At 33.5% G+C, this 18,324-nt stretch carries 14 protein-coding genes; 4 read left to right on the top strand and 10 right to left on the bottom strand.

Annotation, left to right across the window (positions count from 1 at the left end):
- Positions 1–217 precede the first annotated feature (217 nt).
- From H4V97_RS15485 to H4V97_RS15500, 4 genes are all read right to left on the bottom strand, one after another.
- Positions 218–844: a hypothetical protein gene (locus tag H4V97_RS15485; RefSeq protein WP_209550196.1), complete on the bottom strand. Its 627-nt coding sequence runs from the start codon at positions 842–844 to the stop codon at positions 218–220.
- Positions 845–980: 136 nt separating this feature from the next.
- A complete protein-coding gene (locus H4V97_RS15490; protein ID WP_245345249.1) occupies positions 981–1,601 on the bottom strand; it encodes an ATPase in 621 nt (206 codons plus the stop codon).
- Between the two features lie 205 nt (positions 1,602–1,806).
- A complete protein-coding gene (locus tag H4V97_RS15495; protein WP_209550197.1) occupies positions 1,807–2,637 on the bottom strand; it encodes a transcriptional regulator in 831 nt (276 codons plus the stop codon).
- Between the two features lie 70 nt (positions 2,638–2,707).
- Positions 2,708–2,995, bottom strand: a complete 288-nt coding sequence (locus H4V97_RS15500) for a helix-turn-helix domain-containing protein (RefSeq protein ID WP_209550198.1) — start codon at positions 2,993–2,995, stop codon at positions 2,708–2,710.
- 121 nt (positions 2,996–3,116) lie between these two features.
- Here H4V97_RS15500 and H4V97_RS15505 point away from each other — a divergent pair, with 121 nt between their 5' ends.
- A complete protein-coding gene (locus H4V97_RS15505; protein ID WP_209550199.1) occupies positions 3,117–3,383 on the top strand; it encodes a hypothetical protein in 267 nt (88 codons plus the stop codon).
- 236 nt (positions 3,384–3,619) lie between these two features.
- Here the strand turns inward: H4V97_RS15505 and H4V97_RS15510 are convergent, their stop codons facing one another.
- Positions 3,620–5,287, bottom strand: coding sequence for a helix-turn-helix domain-containing protein (locus H4V97_RS15510; protein WP_209550200.1), 1,668 nt, complete (start codon positions 5,285–5,287; stop codon positions 3,620–3,622).
- Positions 5,288–5,659: 372 nt separating this feature from the next.
- Between H4V97_RS15510 and H4V97_RS15515 the strand changes: the two genes are divergently transcribed.
- Entirely contained in the window at positions 5,660–6,301 is a 642-nt protein-coding gene (locus H4V97_RS15515) for a hypothetical protein (RefSeq protein WP_209550201.1), read from the top strand.
- 1,052 nt (positions 6,302–7,353) lie between these two features.
- Here the strand turns inward: H4V97_RS15515 and H4V97_RS15520 are convergent.
- The 3 genes from H4V97_RS15520 to H4V97_RS15530 all read right to left on the bottom strand — a co-directional run bounded on the left by H4V97_RS15520 (position 7,354) and on the right by H4V97_RS15530 (position 9,853).
- Complete coding sequence (locus H4V97_RS15520) at positions 7,354–8,199, bottom strand: RteC domain-containing protein (protein ID WP_209550202.1); 846 nt, start codon at positions 8,197–8,199, stop codon at positions 7,354–7,356.
- 257 nt (positions 8,200–8,456) lie between these two features.
- The gene (locus tag H4V97_RS15525) at positions 8,457–9,542 is read right to left on the bottom strand and encodes a DDE-type integrase/transposase/recombinase (RefSeq protein WP_209550203.1); all 1,086 of its coding nucleotides are present in this window, start codon (positions 9,540–9,542) and stop codon (positions 8,457–8,459) included.
- Positions 9,539–9,853, bottom strand: coding sequence for a transposase (locus H4V97_RS15530; protein ID WP_196851622.1), 315 nt, complete (start codon positions 9,851–9,853; stop codon positions 9,539–9,541). The genes H4V97_RS15525 and H4V97_RS15530 overlap by 4 nt, the downstream gene beginning before the upstream one ends.
- A gap of 94 nt (positions 9,854–9,947) precedes the next feature.
- On the opposite strand from H4V97_RS15530, the gene H4V97_RS15535 reads away from it, so the two are divergent.
- Positions 9,948–10,259, top strand: coding sequence for a hypothetical protein (locus tag H4V97_RS15535; protein WP_209550204.1), 312 nt, complete (start codon positions 9,948–9,950; stop codon positions 10,257–10,259).
- 172 nt (positions 10,260–10,431) lie between these two features.
- On the opposite strand, the gene H4V97_RS15540 is transcribed toward H4V97_RS15535, so the two are convergent.
- Both H4V97_RS15540 and H4V97_RS15545 read right to left on the bottom strand, forming a co-directional pair.
- On the bottom strand, positions 10,432–13,560 hold the full coding sequence (locus H4V97_RS15540; RefSeq protein WP_209550205.1) for a metallophosphoesterase: 3,129 nt from the start codon (positions 13,558–13,560) through the stop codon (positions 10,432–10,434).
- A gap of 453 nt (positions 13,561–14,013) precedes the next feature.
- Positions 14,014–14,316: a hypothetical protein gene (locus H4V97_RS15545; RefSeq protein WP_209550206.1), complete on the bottom strand. Its 303-nt coding sequence runs from the start codon at positions 14,314–14,316 to the stop codon at positions 14,014–14,016.
- Between the two features lie 943 nt (positions 14,317–15,259).
- Here H4V97_RS15545 and H4V97_RS15550 point away from each other — a divergent pair.
- Positions 15,260–18,313 carry a SusC/RagA family TonB-linked outer membrane protein gene (locus H4V97_RS15550; RefSeq protein WP_209550207.1) on the top strand — a complete coding sequence of 1,018 codons (3,054 nt, stop codon included), beginning with the start codon at positions 15,260–15,262 and terminating at the stop codon, positions 18,311–18,313.
- The last annotated feature ends 11 nt before the right edge of the window (positions 18,314–18,324 follow it).

The raw sequence follows: 18,324 nt of genomic DNA on the forward strand, positions 1-18,324 counted from the left end.
AATTTTATTTAAAAAATGTAATTTTTTGGAAATTAAATTAGAGTGATCATGAAGACCAAGCGCTCTTTTTCATTATCATGTAAAGCATATTTTTCTTTTTACAATGAAGAGTTCACTATTTTAACTACTGATAGCTTTGCCCATCATTTCGATTTAACCATAATTAGGAGTTGGTAACCTATAATTTTTGAATACTTTCTACGATAGTGCTACCTTTTCAATTGATCATTTCGTCAATAAAATATTGTAAATCATAGATATGAATTAAATTTTCATCATTTTCAGGCATTTGTGCCAGTTGAACAAAATTAATGTTTTGAAACAATGATTTTTCTCCCAGAAGGTCTTGCATTATTATGAAAATGGCTTGGGGAAGTGTTTTACTATCGCAATAAATATAATAGTTTTTTAAAAAAATTATTATGTCTGTTTTAGCCGTGTTTTCATCATAATTCAATGTCAAAAATTTGAGGTCACTGATTTTTAGCGTGAGGTCTTCAAAAATATAGGGCTCGTCCAGACCATCAATAATTTTATCAACTTCAGCTGTTGGCTGAATAAAGGCGGTGAATTTCCAAGTTTTTAATTGAGGAGCGTTATCCACTAAAGTAATTACCTGATTGAAATAGTCGAGGTTGCCATTGGCCGTGATAATGAATTCGGATTTAGATGTTAAGTTCTTTGGAAAGACAATTATAAAATCTATTTCCCTGCAATAGTAGTTGAGGTTTTTGTTTATCCAAAAAGCGATATGCTTTTGGTTCTTAGGAGTTTCGTTGACGATATTTTTTATGGCGTGGTGGTTGTCTTGGAACCAGTTCCAGAAGGTGTTGATTTTTTTCATTTTGAGTTATGGTTATGAGTTATGGATTGTTCTCGATACATTTTTTGTTTCGTTTCACTGCACAAAAAATACTTCCCGAAGCAAGTTCGGGATAAACTGAACTGACGGTGACTTCTAGACATTGCTTTCGATGACATTATCGTTTGTCTTTAATCGTTTTATCGTAAGCAATCAGATTCACCATTTCGCGCAATCGGCTGCGGACTCGATTACCGTAATGGGTTTCGATTTCTGATGCAGAAAGGTTGGTGGTTATGTGGGTTTGTAGTTTTTTGGAAGTGAATAAATCATAACGAGATAATAGTATTTCTGCCATTACATTGCATTCGTTGCCAAAGTATTTTAGATTGTTTTCTATACCTAAATCGTCAAAGCAAATTGTTTTGGCTTCGGATTGATATTGGCGGCCCTTGCTATATTTATGGATAATTTCATAACCGTCCTGGATAAATTCGAAACTAATGTCACGGCACGGCTTTACATAAAATTTATGTTCGATAGGAGTGAGGTGTTTCATGATATTCATCAAAGAGGTTTTGCCACAACCCACTGGACCCGAAAGCATAATTCCTTTATTAAGATTTATATTGAATTGAAAACAAGTTTGTTCATCTTTTAGGAAATAGGCAATGAGTTTGAAAATTATAGGATGGTCGCTTTCTAAGATTTTAAAATGATTTCCGTATAATTCGACACCTTTTTTTTCGAGCCAAAGGATTATTTCCGGATAATTGTGTTGGTATTTTATTTCGTTCATAATTTCCTTTTCTTTTTTTCTTGATAAAAAAAGAAACAAAAAAATCAAGCCTGATAAATAAAAAGGGTGAAAACTACCTTGAAGTTCCGTTCCGCAGCCCGAGCCGTTCGCCGTTCAGGCTCAACTCGCGGACTGCTGCCACTATACTTCTTCGTTGTTTTTTTACCCTTTTTATTTAAGGGCATGCATTAAAAAATTTCAGTATTTACAGAGGCTCTCCGTAGTCTTTGTCTGTAGATGTGGTCAGCTGTTTTGCCTTGTGCGGAAGTTCTACATTTGGAATGAATTTAGGTGCGTTTAACATCCAGTTTTGTGTTGCTGCCTTCCAATCGACCATTGGGCTTTTGCCACCGACCAGCCATCCGTTGCTGGAAAAGTAATTGAAGAATTTTTGTGCTTCGAGTTCCGGGAAGCTTTGTTCGAGAAAATGCGCCTTGACTTCGTCATTTGTCGGAGTTGAGATATTCTTCTTTTTTTCGCGCAACTTTTTTTCTTCTTCTATTTTTTCTTTTGTGAATAAATTATCATTTTCAAAATTTTGTGCTTGCTCATCCAAGTTTACAATATTTAAAATGTTTGGTTTGTTTGTAATGTTTGTATTGTTTATATAAGGTACCATCGCTTGTTCAGTGCCTGTACCACTGCTAGTACAGGACTTGTTCACTACTTGTTCATCAACTGGTTTAAAAACAGGTTCAGTATTTGAACTGGTATTTTTTTCGCTTTTGGGCATTGGTTTTAATTCGTCAGATAAATTAAATAGGTACACCTGGCTTCCTTTGAATGGATTATATGACGGTTCGTAATTGATGTAGCCCAAAGCATGCAAGTTTTTTAAGCACTTGTGATAAGTTGCTTTGGAACTAATTTTGCTGATTCGCATCACCTCATCACGAGAAATGCTTATTGGATTTTTGAATCGATTGCAATTCCAAAATTGGAATAATGCAATGTATAAACTAACGTGTGTTGGATTGAGTATTTTGTCTTTTGACACTTTATCAAAAAATCCGGTTAGGTGTTTTATGTAATTCATTCGGAAGTATTAAGATTGGAGTATTAAGTATTAAGACTTTTTAAGATGGTTTTGCTCTCACAATGATCGTTTACTTAAAAAGAGTAGGTTGTGCATGGATCTTGTTTCCAATTAATAATTTATCAATGGCAGAATTATCATAATATATGATACCGCCAACCTTTGTATAGGAAAGTGTTCCGTTGATGCGAAGATTTTGGAGTGTTCCATTTGAAATATTCAGCAGTTGACGGACTTCGGTTGAGCGCAACCACTTTTTGGGTTGCTCATTTGTGCCTTTAAGTAATTCCCTTATATCCTCTAAAAGAGATTTATGGAATTCTTGTAGGTCTTCTTTGGTAAGGATTTCGATTGCCATAACTTGAGTTTTTAAATTGTTATGGTGTAAAATTGTAGGTTTTGGTTGTTTTTATATCACAAGGGTTCACAAGTTGTGATAGAAAAAAGTGGAATTATCGAAGGTTTTACTTTTTTCCTTGATGAAAAAAGTAACAAAAAAATCACTGCTTGACGATTTTTATCCCAAAAATCATCGGACAAATTTTTTCTATCGTGACGCCAACCGCTCGTCGTTCCTCCTCGTCTCCGGGGTCACTCCCGCCGGCCAATGCAAAAAATCCGCGCCGCGATTTTCAGGTATAAAAATAGTAGGGCGAATCGAAGACGGTGTTTATTTTAATTTTACTTTTTTTCTTGATAAACCCTTTGACTTCGCTCAGGGTGTCGGTAACAAAAAAATCCCTTAAAATTTAAAACTTAAAAACGAGTTTTAATTTAATTTACAGCCACGGGCAGTCCTCCTCTAAATCTCTAATGTTCCAGCCCGAGCCGGTTGCCTTTCAAAGGCACCTTGCGGACTGCTACCATTTCGTTTTATCGTTGTTTTTATCGTTGTTTTCCAACGTTTTTAATTTAAGGGATATCTGAGCCAGGGTTTATATTATATTTTGTTTCGAGTGCAAACAAAATGATTTTAAAAATATTATTGTAAAGTTGCCATAGAAACTGATTTGTTTAATTTCTCACTGAAGTAGGTAGGGGATATGCCCGTACGGGTTTTAAATGCTCTTGTGAAATTTTGAGTAGAACCAAAGCCAGCTTCGTCTCCTAGTGCTTTGTTTGTGTAATTCCGGTACTTATTTTCACTTTTAAGCAGTTCTATGATATGATCAATCTTAAGATCAGTGATATATTCTATGATTCCTTTGTCACGGTACTTTGCAATGATTTTTGAAGCATATTTGGTATTTGTATTTAATAAGGAAGCCAATTTGAACAAGTTCATCTCTTTTTCGAGATATTTTTTATTGGATTCAAATTTTTCTAATTTTTTTAGAATTGCTGTAACCACTTCAGGGCTTAAATCAAGAAAGGAATCTTTACTCACGTTTGGTACAAATTGTTTGGAAGTTTCCGGTTGGCGGTTCATCAGCTCATCGAATAATTTTTTAGATCTAAAATGTCTGTAAATAAGGAATGAAATTATTAATATCAAGATTGCTGTTGTACTAATGGCAATTACAGTTATGGAATTATTGGAGTTTTCTAAATTACGTTGCGTTTGCAGTAGTTTTTCGGTATCGTATACTTTAGTTATTTTTCCTGAAAGGTATTTGTAATTGAGTTCTAATAATTGATCTGCCTTTAGTAGTCTGTTAACATAGTATAAATGTGCTTTTGTATCATTTTTAGTTAAATAATAATCGATCATTAGTTCATAAGCCTCCCTTAATTCGGGACTTATATAGTTTTGTTGTTGAAAAATTATATCTACTTTTTTGAAATAGAATACCGCTTTTTCTTTTTGGTTTTGAGACCAGTAATTTTTACCTATATAAAAATAGGCGAGCGTTTCATTTGCAAAATCTTTATTACTCTTAAGATCCGGTAATGCCATTGATAATTTTTTTATAGCATCGACATAGTTGTGTTTAAAAGATTGGTTTACACCTTCAGAAAATAGAAAGTATGATTTCATTCTAAAAATTTCAAATTGGTTTGCAGCTTTTATTCCTATTTGATTTATTTGACTGCATAATTGATATTTATTAACTCTGCTATAGCTCTGACCCAAAGAATATAATGAATTGACGTAGGCGTGATCATTTTGCTCTTTGAAATAAGTAACGCACTCTTTGAATAAAGCTATTGCCTCGTGATAAAATCCAAGGTAATATTTAGTCAGCGCTTTGCAGTATTTTAATTTGTAAATGAGATATTCGTCTTTTGTCTTAAAAATATAATCCTCTGCGATGAGGTAATTATCCAGTGCTTTCATCATCTCTTTATGATCATAATACACTATTCCTTTTGTCATGTAAGCGGATCCAATCAATTCTGGATTGGCTGTTCTTTTAGCCGCAGTAACCGAACTGTCAGCATACAGGTATCGGAGTTTTTTATCGAATTTATAGATTAAGGATTTATAGGCAAGAGCCATTTGCTTATAGTTTTTTTCGGATTTAGCTTTAGCTAACCAGGACTGTGCATATAAGCGTTCTTTAATACTATCACTTTCCTTATAATTTATTTTTTCATTGAAGTAGTTGCAGTCTTTATTTGAGAGACTATCTGGAATTATAAACTTTTTTTGAGCGTTTAAGCCCATGAAAAACAAAAGAAATAGTAGGATTAAGTAATTTTTTTTCATGTTCTAAAAATGGAAATTATAGCGTTTTAAAATAAATTAACGCAGTTATGTCTGCATTTATCAGGAATAAATGTAGCTAAAAAACTTCAATATAAAGGATAGTAACCGTGAGAGACCCAAAATGTATTTTTTGAATGTTAAGTTATTGGCTATGTATGAATTGTTTATGAATTGACTGTTGTCAATTCGGGAATTACACATGTTTAATTCCCGAATTGAACAGCAGTTGCGTTGTTTGTTACGGACTACACATTTAGTTTTGCCCTGAATTCAATTGGTTTTGTTATGAGCAAAATCGCCACTGTTCCCATTACCCCGGGTGAAAAGAACTGATGAAAAAAGTAATCAGTAACATTTAAAACATTAACAATAATGAAAAAAATATTTTTATTCCTAGCCATTTTAATGTGCTATTCCATTTCGCTTGTCCTGCAGTCTTGTAGTACCGATGCTGAATCAACTATTGACAAAATACCCAATAGTTTTGAAAAGAGAACCCACAAACCTAATTACAGCACAAAAAGTAGTCGTACAATGCCAGCCAATAACGCTAATCCTTATGATGAGGCAGGAAGAAGACTATATAAGCAAAAGTCTTATGTGGTTATTCAAAACCTTCAAAAAGGTAGCGTAATCAGCGGAGTGAAGAGTAGTGATACGCCTTCTTTATCCTCAGGCAAAGTATCGTCCATTCTTGCGGATAGTCTGTCTGAGACAATTGCTAATTGGGATGCAACAGCAGAAGCCAAATTAAGTTTTAGTCGGTTTATTAATTCCTTGCTGTTTCTTTCAAAAACGGAAGAACAATATGAAATTCTATATGATTTTATAGTCGATTATGAAGCGAGTATTTTGACTAATGAGACATATTCGGAAAAGGATAAAGAAGTTATGCTAACGAATTCATCCGTTGTTCGGTTTGAAACTTATGAAGAGTCAATAACACCCCCAAAGAATAAAGATCCTGATTGGACTATACTTTTTAGGGAAGTAAGTTCATCAAAAAGGTATTAGCTGTTGGTTTATAACATAAATTTTATTTTTAAATAAGTAGGTTTAAAGGGCTGTCCGATAGGGCAGCCTTTTCTTAGTTTGTTAGATTTTTATTTCAAATGGTGTTCGCAGGATCTTTGATTTGTATCTTCAATAACGAATGGGCTCTGATTCTAGATTTTACTTTTTTAGCTCACTTGACTTTTATTTTTATTGGTGTTTGCTTCGCCTGTTCGCTTCGCTCGGGTGTCTGAATCTTCGATTTGCCTTGATGAACCCTTCGACTCCGCTCAGGGTCACAGTAACAAAAAAATATTCACGGTTTATTATTGTTTTTTTGTATTCATGAATCTTCGATCTCACATGCTTGAAACTTAAAAATTTAAAAACTGTCTTTTGTAATTAAGCTGACAACCGCTGGCTGTCCTCTTTTTAATTTCAAATATTACGTGCGGTGAGCCGTTCGTCTTTCAAGCTCAACTTGCGGAGCACTGTCATTCCTTTTCTTCGTTGTTTTTTACTTTATTAATTTAAGTACGGGTTTAAGGGTATTGAATGGCGAGTGGTTTTCTTGAGGTTATTCTTTTCTTTTTTGCTTGATCAAAAAATAAACAAAAAAATCAAGCCTGAAAATTAAAAACTTAATAACTACCTCAAAACTCTGTTCCACAGCCCGAGCCGTTCGCCTTTCAGGCTCAACTCGCGGACTGCTGCCACTCCGTTTTTTCGTTGTTTTTTACGTTTTGAATTTAAGGGCGGGTTTACGAATCTTGGTTACTGATAGCGAGTAGTTTTCATTAAGATAATCTCTTTTTTTGTCTTGATACATCCTACGACTGCGCTCAGGAGGACGGAAACAAAAGATCAAGCCTGAAAATTAAAAACTTAAGAACTACCTCAAAACTCTGTTCCACAGCCCGAGCTGTTCGCCTTTCAGCCTCAACTCGCGGACTGCTGCCACTCCGTTTTTTCATTGTTTTTTTACGTTTTTAATTTAAGGGCGAATCTAAACTGGTGATTTTAGAGATTAAAATAGCAGGGCGGGTGGAAAAACTTAGAAGTGTTTTTTGATTTTAATTCTCATCTGCTTCGTCCATGCGGGTGATGAGTTTGTTTTTGAGGGTGTTCAGGAATTTAGTTCTTTCCGTTTTTCTGTTTCGGATTTCGAGAAAAACCCGGTGAAATTGACCTAAATCAATTTCAAAAGCGGATTCGAAGAAGCTTGCGATTTCTTTTAGTCCTGATGCCCCATTATTGAGAACACCTTCTGTATGAAGTGCATAAATTAATTCGATTAGCTCTACTTTTGAGCCAGTCCATTTTTGGTTTTTTGATAGAAGAGTAGCGGACTGCATCTGCTCTGTGTTATTCTCTAGTTTTACAATTTCAGATTCCAAGCTGTTTTTAAGTAAATCATTGGCCATGATTTTTGCCAATTTATAGTCATGTGAAGTTGAGAAACTCTGATCTGCTTGAAAGTAAAAACTATCCAATGTGAGTTTAATATCATACTTACCTCTTATAAAATACCTTTTGTCAAGGCATCGATTATTTGTGCGGTAGTACCGGTAAAATTCCTGATTTTCGTCGAAGAAGTTTTTTAATTTTAACAATTCAGAGTTGTAGTATTTACGAAGTGTTTTTTTAGAACCGTAGGGTTTATTGGTTTCAATATTATAAATTTCGTTATAGTAAATGAGCTTTCCCGCAAAAATAGGTTTGATATTTCGGAAAAATTCAATCTCTTCATTTTTATCTTGGAATTTGTATTTTATAAAGAAGGTTTTTAATTTTTCTAAACCCGCAATCATGATTTTTATGGCCTCTTCGTAATAATGAACTGTATGTGGACATTCTACAGGTATCAATTCTAATTGTCGGTCTAATTCCGACTGGAGGGATTGAGAAAATAATTTCATTGCAGGACTTTTAGATTGTGTGATCTTGATTGAATCAGAAACAAATCTATAGGGTGATTGTATTCGGTGCAAATTATCTAGTGTTGTATTCCCGAATTGAATAGTGAAATTCCCGAATTGCATACTAGTAATTTGAGTGAAATATTGGACGACAACTGGTTTAGCCCCCTAATAATCGGACTTTAACATTTTAAGTTTTACAAACATACGCAATTAGTCAATATCTTTGTCTTGCAAGGAACAAACGAAGGCGAGTTTTACACCGATGTTTGTAGAAATGTTTCAGGCCTGGTCATTTCGATTTCACTAAAATTTAGTTCACCCACAAAAAAAGGCGGAATCTCTAAATTTTGCAAGGAACTGCACTTCAGACTCGTATTGCCCGATATTTGTTGGTATGGGATTTTGAGTTTGAATGTTATTTTTCGTTTTATTTCATCTCTTTTTTGTTCGATTAGCCCTTTATTCCAGCATTCTAAAAAGATATTTGGAGGTAAATTACAAACTGAGGAATGTAGACGTTCATTATTGTATTTCTCATAAAAAATGGTCAAAACACCTTCCAATTCATCGATTGTCCAAAAATGAAAAGGTCTTAGTTTTTTTGCTAAAATAGCATGAAAACTCTCAATATGTCCATTTTCCTGTGGGGTATATGGATGTGTAAAGACTTGATTCAGGTAGTTATCTTTGAAGAAATTTTGAATCATTTTTGCCGAAAATCGACTGTCATTATCATTGCGAACCTCAATATGAATCCCTTTTTCTAGGCAATTATTTGGTTGTAAATGATTTATTATAATATGTTCCCATGCCCTTTTAACATCTTCTTTTTTGATGGAATAGGCAACCGTCCAATGCAAAACAAGTCTGGTAAAAGTGTCAATAGTTGTTAGCACATAGCTATGCATTTTATACTCCTCGACCCACACAAATTTAATGTCCATTTCCAAAACTTCAAAGGGCTGACTTGGAAAAACCTTACGGTATTTTACCCTGGTTTTACTAGGCTTTTGATGTTGTTCCTTCAATAATTGTGCGCCTTTCATCAATCGATATACTTTCTTATGATTAATATTGTAACCCATCAGTTGTAAACTAGTTTCCATTTTCCGATGACCATAATCTGTGTCGAGATCTTGATGAGCTTGCTTTATTTCTTCAATAATCACATCATTTGAAACTTCAAATTTTTGCCCGTACTTGTCAGTGTAAAAAGTCGTCGTAGAGGGACTTCTTCCTTGATTAGTCCGCTTGTTTTGATAATAATACTGGTGTTTGGTTATTGCTGAAATTTGAAATGCCACTTCTTTCTTCAAGCCCTGAAAAATGTAGCCTCTCACGAGTTCCTTTTTTTCTCCAAGGCAAATTTCTTTTTTAGCAATTCGTCTTTTAACTTGCCTTCAAGCTCTTTTTGAATAACAATTTCTTTGAGTAGCTTGTTTTCTTTTTCCAGTTCTCTGATTCGTTTAAGCTGTGCGGGGGTCATTCCATGCGCAAAGCCCTCTTCGCCCATAGTATCCATCTTCTTCTTCCATGAATAATAACTCGCAGGAAATACCGAATATTTCTCTAATGTAGGTTTAACACCTTGTTCTGAAGCTTCCTTTATGATCTTTAGCTTCTCTTCTTTGGTAAATTTTCTCTTTTCCATCGTACAAAATTATAGATTTCTATTTATAATTGTGTCCGATTATTTAAGGGGCTGAAACACCACGCTAAAGCATAGGGTAAAAGTAGCATTAATTATGCTCCAGTTTGATAATGGTTCTATCAAAAGCTTTATGGATCGGGTAAAAATTACAAAAAAGGATTTCAGCAAAGACAGACAATTGCATGATGGGTCATTGTATAATGACATACTTAACCTTGGGATGACGCATATGACAAGTGCAAATAAGAATGAATTGGATTTAAAACTATACCAATATTGCCAGTATAAATTCAATCAGTTAGATGCCGATGTGTGGGTAGGAATTGCAGATATGAGTGCAGACAAGAATAAATTTGATTTCACAGGGCTTTTTTTTATGAGTAAAAAAAAGCCACAGCTACTATAAACTTATGTACAGATTCAGATTGATTAATAATGTCTTGGATAGACACCATGAATTGGAAAACGAGGAAATTTATTTTGCGCCTACGGGTTAATGTTTAGGGACAGTCACGGAATGCAATTCCGCGCCAACGGGGTATCACTGTTACTGGACAATCTTAAATTAATTTTCAAAATCACTTTAATTTACCTTTCTTGTTTTCTACAATCTGCTTAATAAATTCTCCTTTGTTTTTACTTTTTAATTTTCCTAATTTCATTTTTATCTCAGCCATCAGCTTTAAATAAAGTTCATCAACTTGAGGGCTATTTTTTCTTAAGTGGTAGTAAGACATTATTTTTAGGAATGACAAATCCTTTATGTAATTATAGCTTGACTTTTTTACAAATACTTTAATAATTTCAGGGTAATTATTTCCTTTAATATCACCATATAAAAAAACAGACATAAATTTTTCATATTCAGAAATGTTAAGAGTGAGTATATCATTCTTTATTTTGTCCTCGATTACTGGTCTCATTTTTTGACTTCCCATCCATTTGTGCATAACATTTTGGTGCATAACAGGTAAAACAGTTATGAATAGATTGAAATCAATATTCTTTGGAAAAAAATCAGGTTCTTTTTTATGCTTTAGATAAAATGTGATCAACGAATCTCGATATTGCATTAAAAATGAAATTGAACTTTCTAAGATATTTTTGTATGATTGTAATTTTACCTCAAAATCATCAATATCTTCAGAGTTTTTAAGTACCACACTCGCTAATTTTAAGATAGTATCAATATTCTTTTTGGTTTCTAAATTATTCTGTGATGCAGTGAAATTATCATTTGATTTCTTAGGAATGTCTTTTTCTATTGGGGTTCTAGACAAGGTTCTATCAAAAATTTGATCTAATTTTTTTTCGTCAAATTTTGTTTTTGATCTTTTCTCATCAATATGAAATGTTAGTGATTTTTCTTTTTTTGATTCTAGAACAGAATCTATTTTAACATAGTTCTCTCGAATATCGTCATTAAAATCTGAAAATGCGACATTTAGTTTTTCTTGCGTGAACAAAAGTATATCTAAACAATCTCTTTTCAGACCTGTGTAATACTCGATTTCTTCGGTGTAATTTAGATAATTATCATTTGATAATACGATTTGTTTAAATTTGAGATCATAGTCGAATTGCAATGCTAAAAAGAAATGAAACATAAATGCAGTCTTAAATCTTAATTTAGTATCATCGTCTTCATAAGAGAAAATCCCCCTTTTTATAAAATCCTCAAGAATCTTTTCAGGTTTTCCAGAGAATTTATTTTTAAGATAAGTAGTTATGAACTTTAGAAGGTCGGCGTATTCTATATTGTAACTTAAGTCAGAATCTCCATTGTCTTTCATAAATCTTGCTATGTACGACAAAAGCCTTTTTTTATTTGTAAAATCAAATGTATCTGAGTATATGTTTTCAATATTTGTTTTCTCTAAAATATTTTCTATAAATAGTTCTACAAGCACAGAATTATTTATAGGTTTTTTTTCTTGTCTTTCAAAAATCCATAAAAATAGAGTAACCGATAAAGGGGTTTTAGGCAATTTAAAATCGGTAAAACTTTTCAATAACTTTTCCATGTTACCTTGCATGTCGACATCTTTTCCTTCAAACCATTTTGATATTAATAATTTAATTTCCTTACTCGTAAAATCTTGAATAAAACAAAGATTAAAGTTAAATATTTCATTATGAGTTAAGTATTCAGTTGGAACTGTGTTGTCTAGTGTATGTGTAGAAGTTCCAATAATTCTTATGTTTCTGTATTTTTTAACGAACTCTTTCAAAATAAATATGAGTTGATTATGTTCAGACTTAAATGAAATATCATCAATCAAAAGGACTATCTTATTTGTATTTAAGAAAGATTCTATTTCTGATGCAGAAATAGAGAAAAACTCCCTGAATATTCTTTTAAGATCCTTATTTTTAATATCTGCAAATTTCAAAAGTATAGGAAGACAATCAGAAGAAGAAAACTTGCTAATTGCTTCGATGAATATTTTATCAATTAGAAGAGTTTTTCCTGATTCTCTACTGCCATATATCAAGTAGTTAGAATTGTCATTTAAGATACTATCAATTGTATAAGACTTAGTTTCTTCTTTTTTAAAAGAATCTTTGGGGTTGTTGAGAATTCTGGGTTCTACAAATATATTTTCAATTGAACACTTAACGCTTGTATTATTATTTGACATAATAATATGATCATTTAAACTTTCAACTACTCTGTTTTCAATAGCTTGTACTAAATCAATTTTCCTGTAATAATCGGCTAATTTATCATCTTTTAAAATTTCAAATATCTTTTTTCCATCTTCTGTTCCAATATCTGTATTAGGCACAAATTTTTCATGCACTTCAATATATTTCCTATATTCAACTTGAATGTTTGAGTGGTTATTGAAATCGATTATAGTATAGCCGTTTACATATAAAGATTCTTTTGGAGCGTCCGCAATTGTTGAATTGGCAACGGAGATAAATATACGCCCGTTTAAATTTTGAGCATACTCTGAATCTAATTTATGAACATGACCAGTTAAAAGAGTATCATAATTTTTGTAAATCAAAGGTTTTATATCCACGAAATCAAATTCTTTAAAAAATTCTAATGGATGATGAATTAAAGCTATCTTAAAGTCACATTCATTTAAGAAAACTAGCGAATTTTCTATTTGATTTTTCCCTAGTAAAATATTTCCTTTATCATCTTCATTTTTACAAAGCCATGATGAGTTTAAACAAGAAATTCCAATGCTTCTATTATCTATATTAAGTTTAAAACTATTTTCGAAATTGGATAATTGCGAATTAGGATAGTCTTTATAAAATGTTTTTTCCCAATCTTTATAATTTTCTAATCTTTTTAAATAAATTGAACCCTCTCTATTTGACGAGATGAATTTATCTAAGTTGTGCGTATTGATAAGATTGCCTTTAATACCAGTTTCAATAATTTCATCTATTTTACTCCTATAAACATCATGATTTCCCGAAATTATAAAGATTTTGTTTTTTAATGAAGGATTGCTTTTTAATATTGTATTGATAAAAATATCTTCAAAGGACAAGAAACATAATTCAGAATCTTTAAAACCAATACCCCCCTTATCGATTAAATCTCCAGTAAATAGTAATATTGTATCATTGTTTACATGTTTTTTTAAATCTTCGGCAAGAGATTCTATGATCTTATTTTTTTTTGGAGTAGATATTTCCGATTCTAAGTGAAAATCTGAAATGTGTATAAGTCTTACCATAATTAAAGTTGGTTCAATATTTATTTGCAATATATGAAAAAAAGCATTTGTATTTTAACAATGAAAACTTCCAGAATTATTTTTTATTGGTTTGGCCCTAAAACGAAAAAAGACACCTTAATACAGCACCTTTCATTTATTCCCATTCCTCCAGCTATCATTAAAATGCCTATTTCTCATACGCTCATAAAATCCCCCTCTCAAGTAAAGGCCTACAACCCAAACCACAACCAGATCAATTATTTCATACCATTCCATAGTTATTATAAAATTGATTAATTGTCAAACCTATATTTTTATGTAGTTAGTTGCAAATAGTATAGTGTGTGATTCGCGAATTGAATACTATAGTTTATGTCTTTTTCATAAAAAAAGACGCCCATAGTAGGCATCTTTTAAATTTAATATATAGCGGTTTATCTAGGTGGAAATCTTATGAAGAACAATTTAAAATTACTGCTTTCCGCTACAAATTTTATTTTTTTCTGAATTATCAGCAGAGTCTAATTCGTCATAATATCTTTCAAAATCGAAATCTATATCAAATAGTTCTTTAGGGTGCACACGAAGACCTTTTGCAAGCTCTATAAGACTTGAAAGTTGACAATCAATTCTATTATTGGCAATATTACTTATCTTTCCACTATGAATTTCACATTTAGTAGCAATCTTTGCATAAGTAGTTTCTCCTTTTAAAGATTTTACTTTTTGTGCAATCAATTCTTTAATTTCTTTTGTTTTATTTTCATTCTTCATTATTATCTTTTAATGCAATTTGAATAAAACTCGAAAAATATTCATTACCGAATTCGGTAATGTAAATAAAATAATTATCTTTGTCTTAAGATTACAGTTCAAAATTGTAATTTTGCGACTCTTCAAAAAATATTGAAGCATTCGCTTTGAATCTCGTATCAGAAAACTGGTAATTTTATAGGAACGAGAAGATAAGTAAGATGCTCACGTCCCATGGCGTGGGCTCACTTATTGTTCCCCGGTATACCAGTACCTCTGATACGATAAGCTGAGTTCCATGCCATTTTTTATTGGCACAAACCCAGTTGCCATTCTTAGCCAATCTTCCTTCTTATTTAAAGTCTCGCAAACAAATTAATTTGTTGAATTAGTTAGTTTGGAAATGCACTGCCTGCGTCGGGCTGAAACTTTCAAGGGCAGTGTACTTTCCTTTAAAAAAAAACTTTAAAACCAAGTTGCCTATGCAATAAAAACACAATAAGAATAGCAATGTCAATGACAATAGCAATGTTAATAGCAATAGCAATTACAATGTCAATGACAATAGCAATTACAATGACAATAGCAATTTTAATAGCAATGTCAATAATAGAAAATAGCCAACATTGGTCAGATTGCAGATTGCAGTGATCAGATAACCCATAACATACAAAAATTGCAAAGATGAAATACTATAAACAAATACAAATTGCATTAATAGTGGCTTTAATAGCAATAATATGCCTGTGGTTATATGGTTGCAACTGTTTTTAAAGATTTAAAAACAGCTAAAGCTTATTTAGTATTAACACCAACTCATAACTCTAAAAATCGCCTATGATCAAATAAAAAAACAAAATCCTTCGTGGCTAAACACATAAAAAAGGCCCTCTCACCGTCTGGACAACTGTATAGAGGACCAATAGCTAACAAAAACATTATTTACATTAACTAAATCAATATTATGAAAAATATTTCATTAAACAAGGGTAGGGCGGTATTTTGGTATCTGCTTATTTGCATACTGCTGAATACTAGTGTTGCTCTTGCTAATAAACCAGTAATCCCTTTGACTATGTTTAAAGAGGGCAATAGCTTGCAAAAGGAGAATCTGAAACAAGTTCAGATTAAACAAGTTCAGATTAAGCAAATTACCGGAACCGTTACTGATAATCAGGGTCAAATGCCCGGAGTAATCGTTTCTATTAAAGGAAAAAACACGACTGTCATTACTGGTTTTGATGGGAAGTATGTAATAGATGCTTCTCCTACAGATACACTGGTTTTTTCCTTTATGGGCTACAAAACTATAGAAATGCCTGTACAGGGTAATGCTGTTATTAATGTACGACTGCAAGAGGATGCCACCCAACTTCAAGAAGTGAAAATTAATGCCGGTTATTATTCAGTAAAAGAAAGCGAGCGCACCGGAAGTATTGCTAAAATATCTGCGAAGGATATTGAAAAACAACCTGTAGCGAATGTCCTTGCCACGATGCAGGGTAGGATGGCAGGAGTTGATATTGTACAAGACAGTGGTTCTCCCGGTGGTTCTTTTACCATTAAAATAAGAGGGCAAAACAGTTTGCGTGGTGATGGTAACCAGCCGTTGTATATTATTGATGGAGTTCCCTATTCATCCGAAGCCATTGGTTCCATTGCTACCTCCGGTACTGCACCGAGTTTGACTAGTCCGTTGAATTCTATAAATCCGTCGGATATTGAGAGTATTGAGGTGCTTAAAGATGCTGATGCTACAGCGATTTATGGTTCGCGTGGTGCTAATGGTGTGGTGCTGATTACCACCAAAAAAGGTAAAATAGGAAAAACCACCTTTATGGTGAATGGTTCTACAAATGTAGGAAGTGTTACAAAAACGCCGAAATTGATGAATACGCCACAGTATTTAGCGATGCGCCAACAGGCATTTGCTAATGATGGTATTAGTACTTATCCTGATTTTGCCTATGATGTCAATGGCACATGGGATGCAACCCGCTATACTGATTGGCAGAAAGCGTTTATAGGTGGAACAGCCACCGTTAACAATTTACAAGCTTCAGTATCTGGCGGCAATGCTAAAACGCAATATTTATTGAGTGGTAATTATAGAACGGAGACCACTGTTTTTCCGGGCGATTTTCAATATAATAAAGGTGCGGCACATTTTAACATGAATCATACTTCGGATGATGACAAGTTTAAATTGGTGTTTTCTGCCAATTATACAGCTCAAAAGAATAATCAACCCGCTACGGATTTGACTGCGGTATCGAGAACTCTTGCACCTAATGCGCCTGAATTGTATGACGCAGATGGAAATTTGAATTGGGCGAACAGCACTTGGGATAATCCGTTGGCGTTACTGGAATCGGAATTTGATTCGAGGATTAAAGATTTGAATGCGAATACTGTATTGTCGTATCAGATTTTGAAAAATTTAGAAGCGAAGTCGAGTTTAGGTTATTCGGATTTGAAAAATACTGAAAGCAGAACGCAACCTCATACGATGTATAATCCCGCTTATGGGTTGGGAAGCGAATTTTCGGGATTGAGTGTTAGCCAAACCGATAGAAGCAATTGGATATTTGAGCCACAATTTAATTGGAATACTACCCTTGGCAAAGGTAAAATTGAGGCTTTGGTCGGTAGTACTTTTCAGCAACAGAAAACCAATCGGCTGTTTATGAACGGTTTTGGGTATTCGAGTAATAGTTTGATTAACGACTTGGCTTCGGCATCGATAAAAACGATTGACCTCAGTGAAGAAACCGTTTATAAGTATCAGGCCTTTTTTGTCCGAATCAACTACAATTGGAATGCCCGTTATATAATTAATATTACTGGTCGCCGTGATGGTTCGAGCCGATTTGGACCAGGAAAGCAGTTTGCTACTTTTGGAGCGGTAGGAGCGGCATGGATTTTTTCGAATGAAACTTTCTTGAAAGATAACTCGATACTTAGTTTTGGAAAATTACGGACGAGTTACGGAACGACTGGTAATGATCAAATAGGAGACTATCAGTTTTTGGATACGTATACTTCTTCGGGTAATACGTATCAAGGGGTGATAGGATTGCAACCGATTCGGCTGTTTAACCCCGAATTCGGCTGGGAAACGAATAGAAAGTTTGAGGCTGCTTTGGAAACAGGTTTTTTGAAAGACAGACTGTTTTTGACCACTGCTTACTACTTAAATCGTTCATCGAATCAGTTGGTTGGTTTACCGTTGCCGGGGACTACTGGGTTTAGTTCGTTGAATGCTAATCTTGATGCTACGGTTCAAAATAATGGATTGGAGTTTACATTAAGAACCGTTAATTTTCAGTGCATGGATTTTGAATGGACTACTAATTTTAATATTTCGGTTAATAGCAATAAATTGGTTTCATATCCTGGTTTGGAAAGCTCTACCAACGCGAACCGTTATGTGGTTGGCGAACCCATAAACATAGTAAAAGTTTATAATTATATCGGCATGAACCCAACAACTGGTGTTTATGATTTTGAGGATGTTAACGGCGATGGTGTGATTACTTCACTTGGCGATAGAACTCAAATTGCCGATCTGAGTCCGGATTTCTTTGGTGGCTTGCAAAACCAGTTTACCTATAAAAATTTGCAATTGGATTTCTTGTTTCAATTTGTGAAGCAAGAAACGTTTGGAGCAACACCCGGTGTTCCCGGAACTCCAGTCAATCAATTGACAAGTGTCAGCAACCCGGATGGGCAACAACCATTTACTACAGGACTTAATGGCGATATAATTAATGCGTATTACCGCTATGCACTGAGTACAGGCAACATAGAAGATGCTTCTTATTTGCGCTTGAAAAACATATCGTTGACGTATAATTTGCCTTTGAAAATGAGTAAAGGAGTTCGTTGTCAATTGTATTTGCAAGGCCAAAACCTTTTGACTTTTACCAATTATTCTAACGGAGATCCCGAATTTAAGTTTAGTAACCTTTTGCCACCGTTGAAAGTGTATTCGGCTGGAGTTAAACTGACTTTATAATCTTAATTTAT

Origin of the sequence: Flavobacterium sp. CG_23.5 (assembly GCF_017875765.1) — a bacterium.
GTDB lineage: Bacteria > Bacteroidota > Bacteroidia > Flavobacteriales > Flavobacteriaceae > Flavobacterium.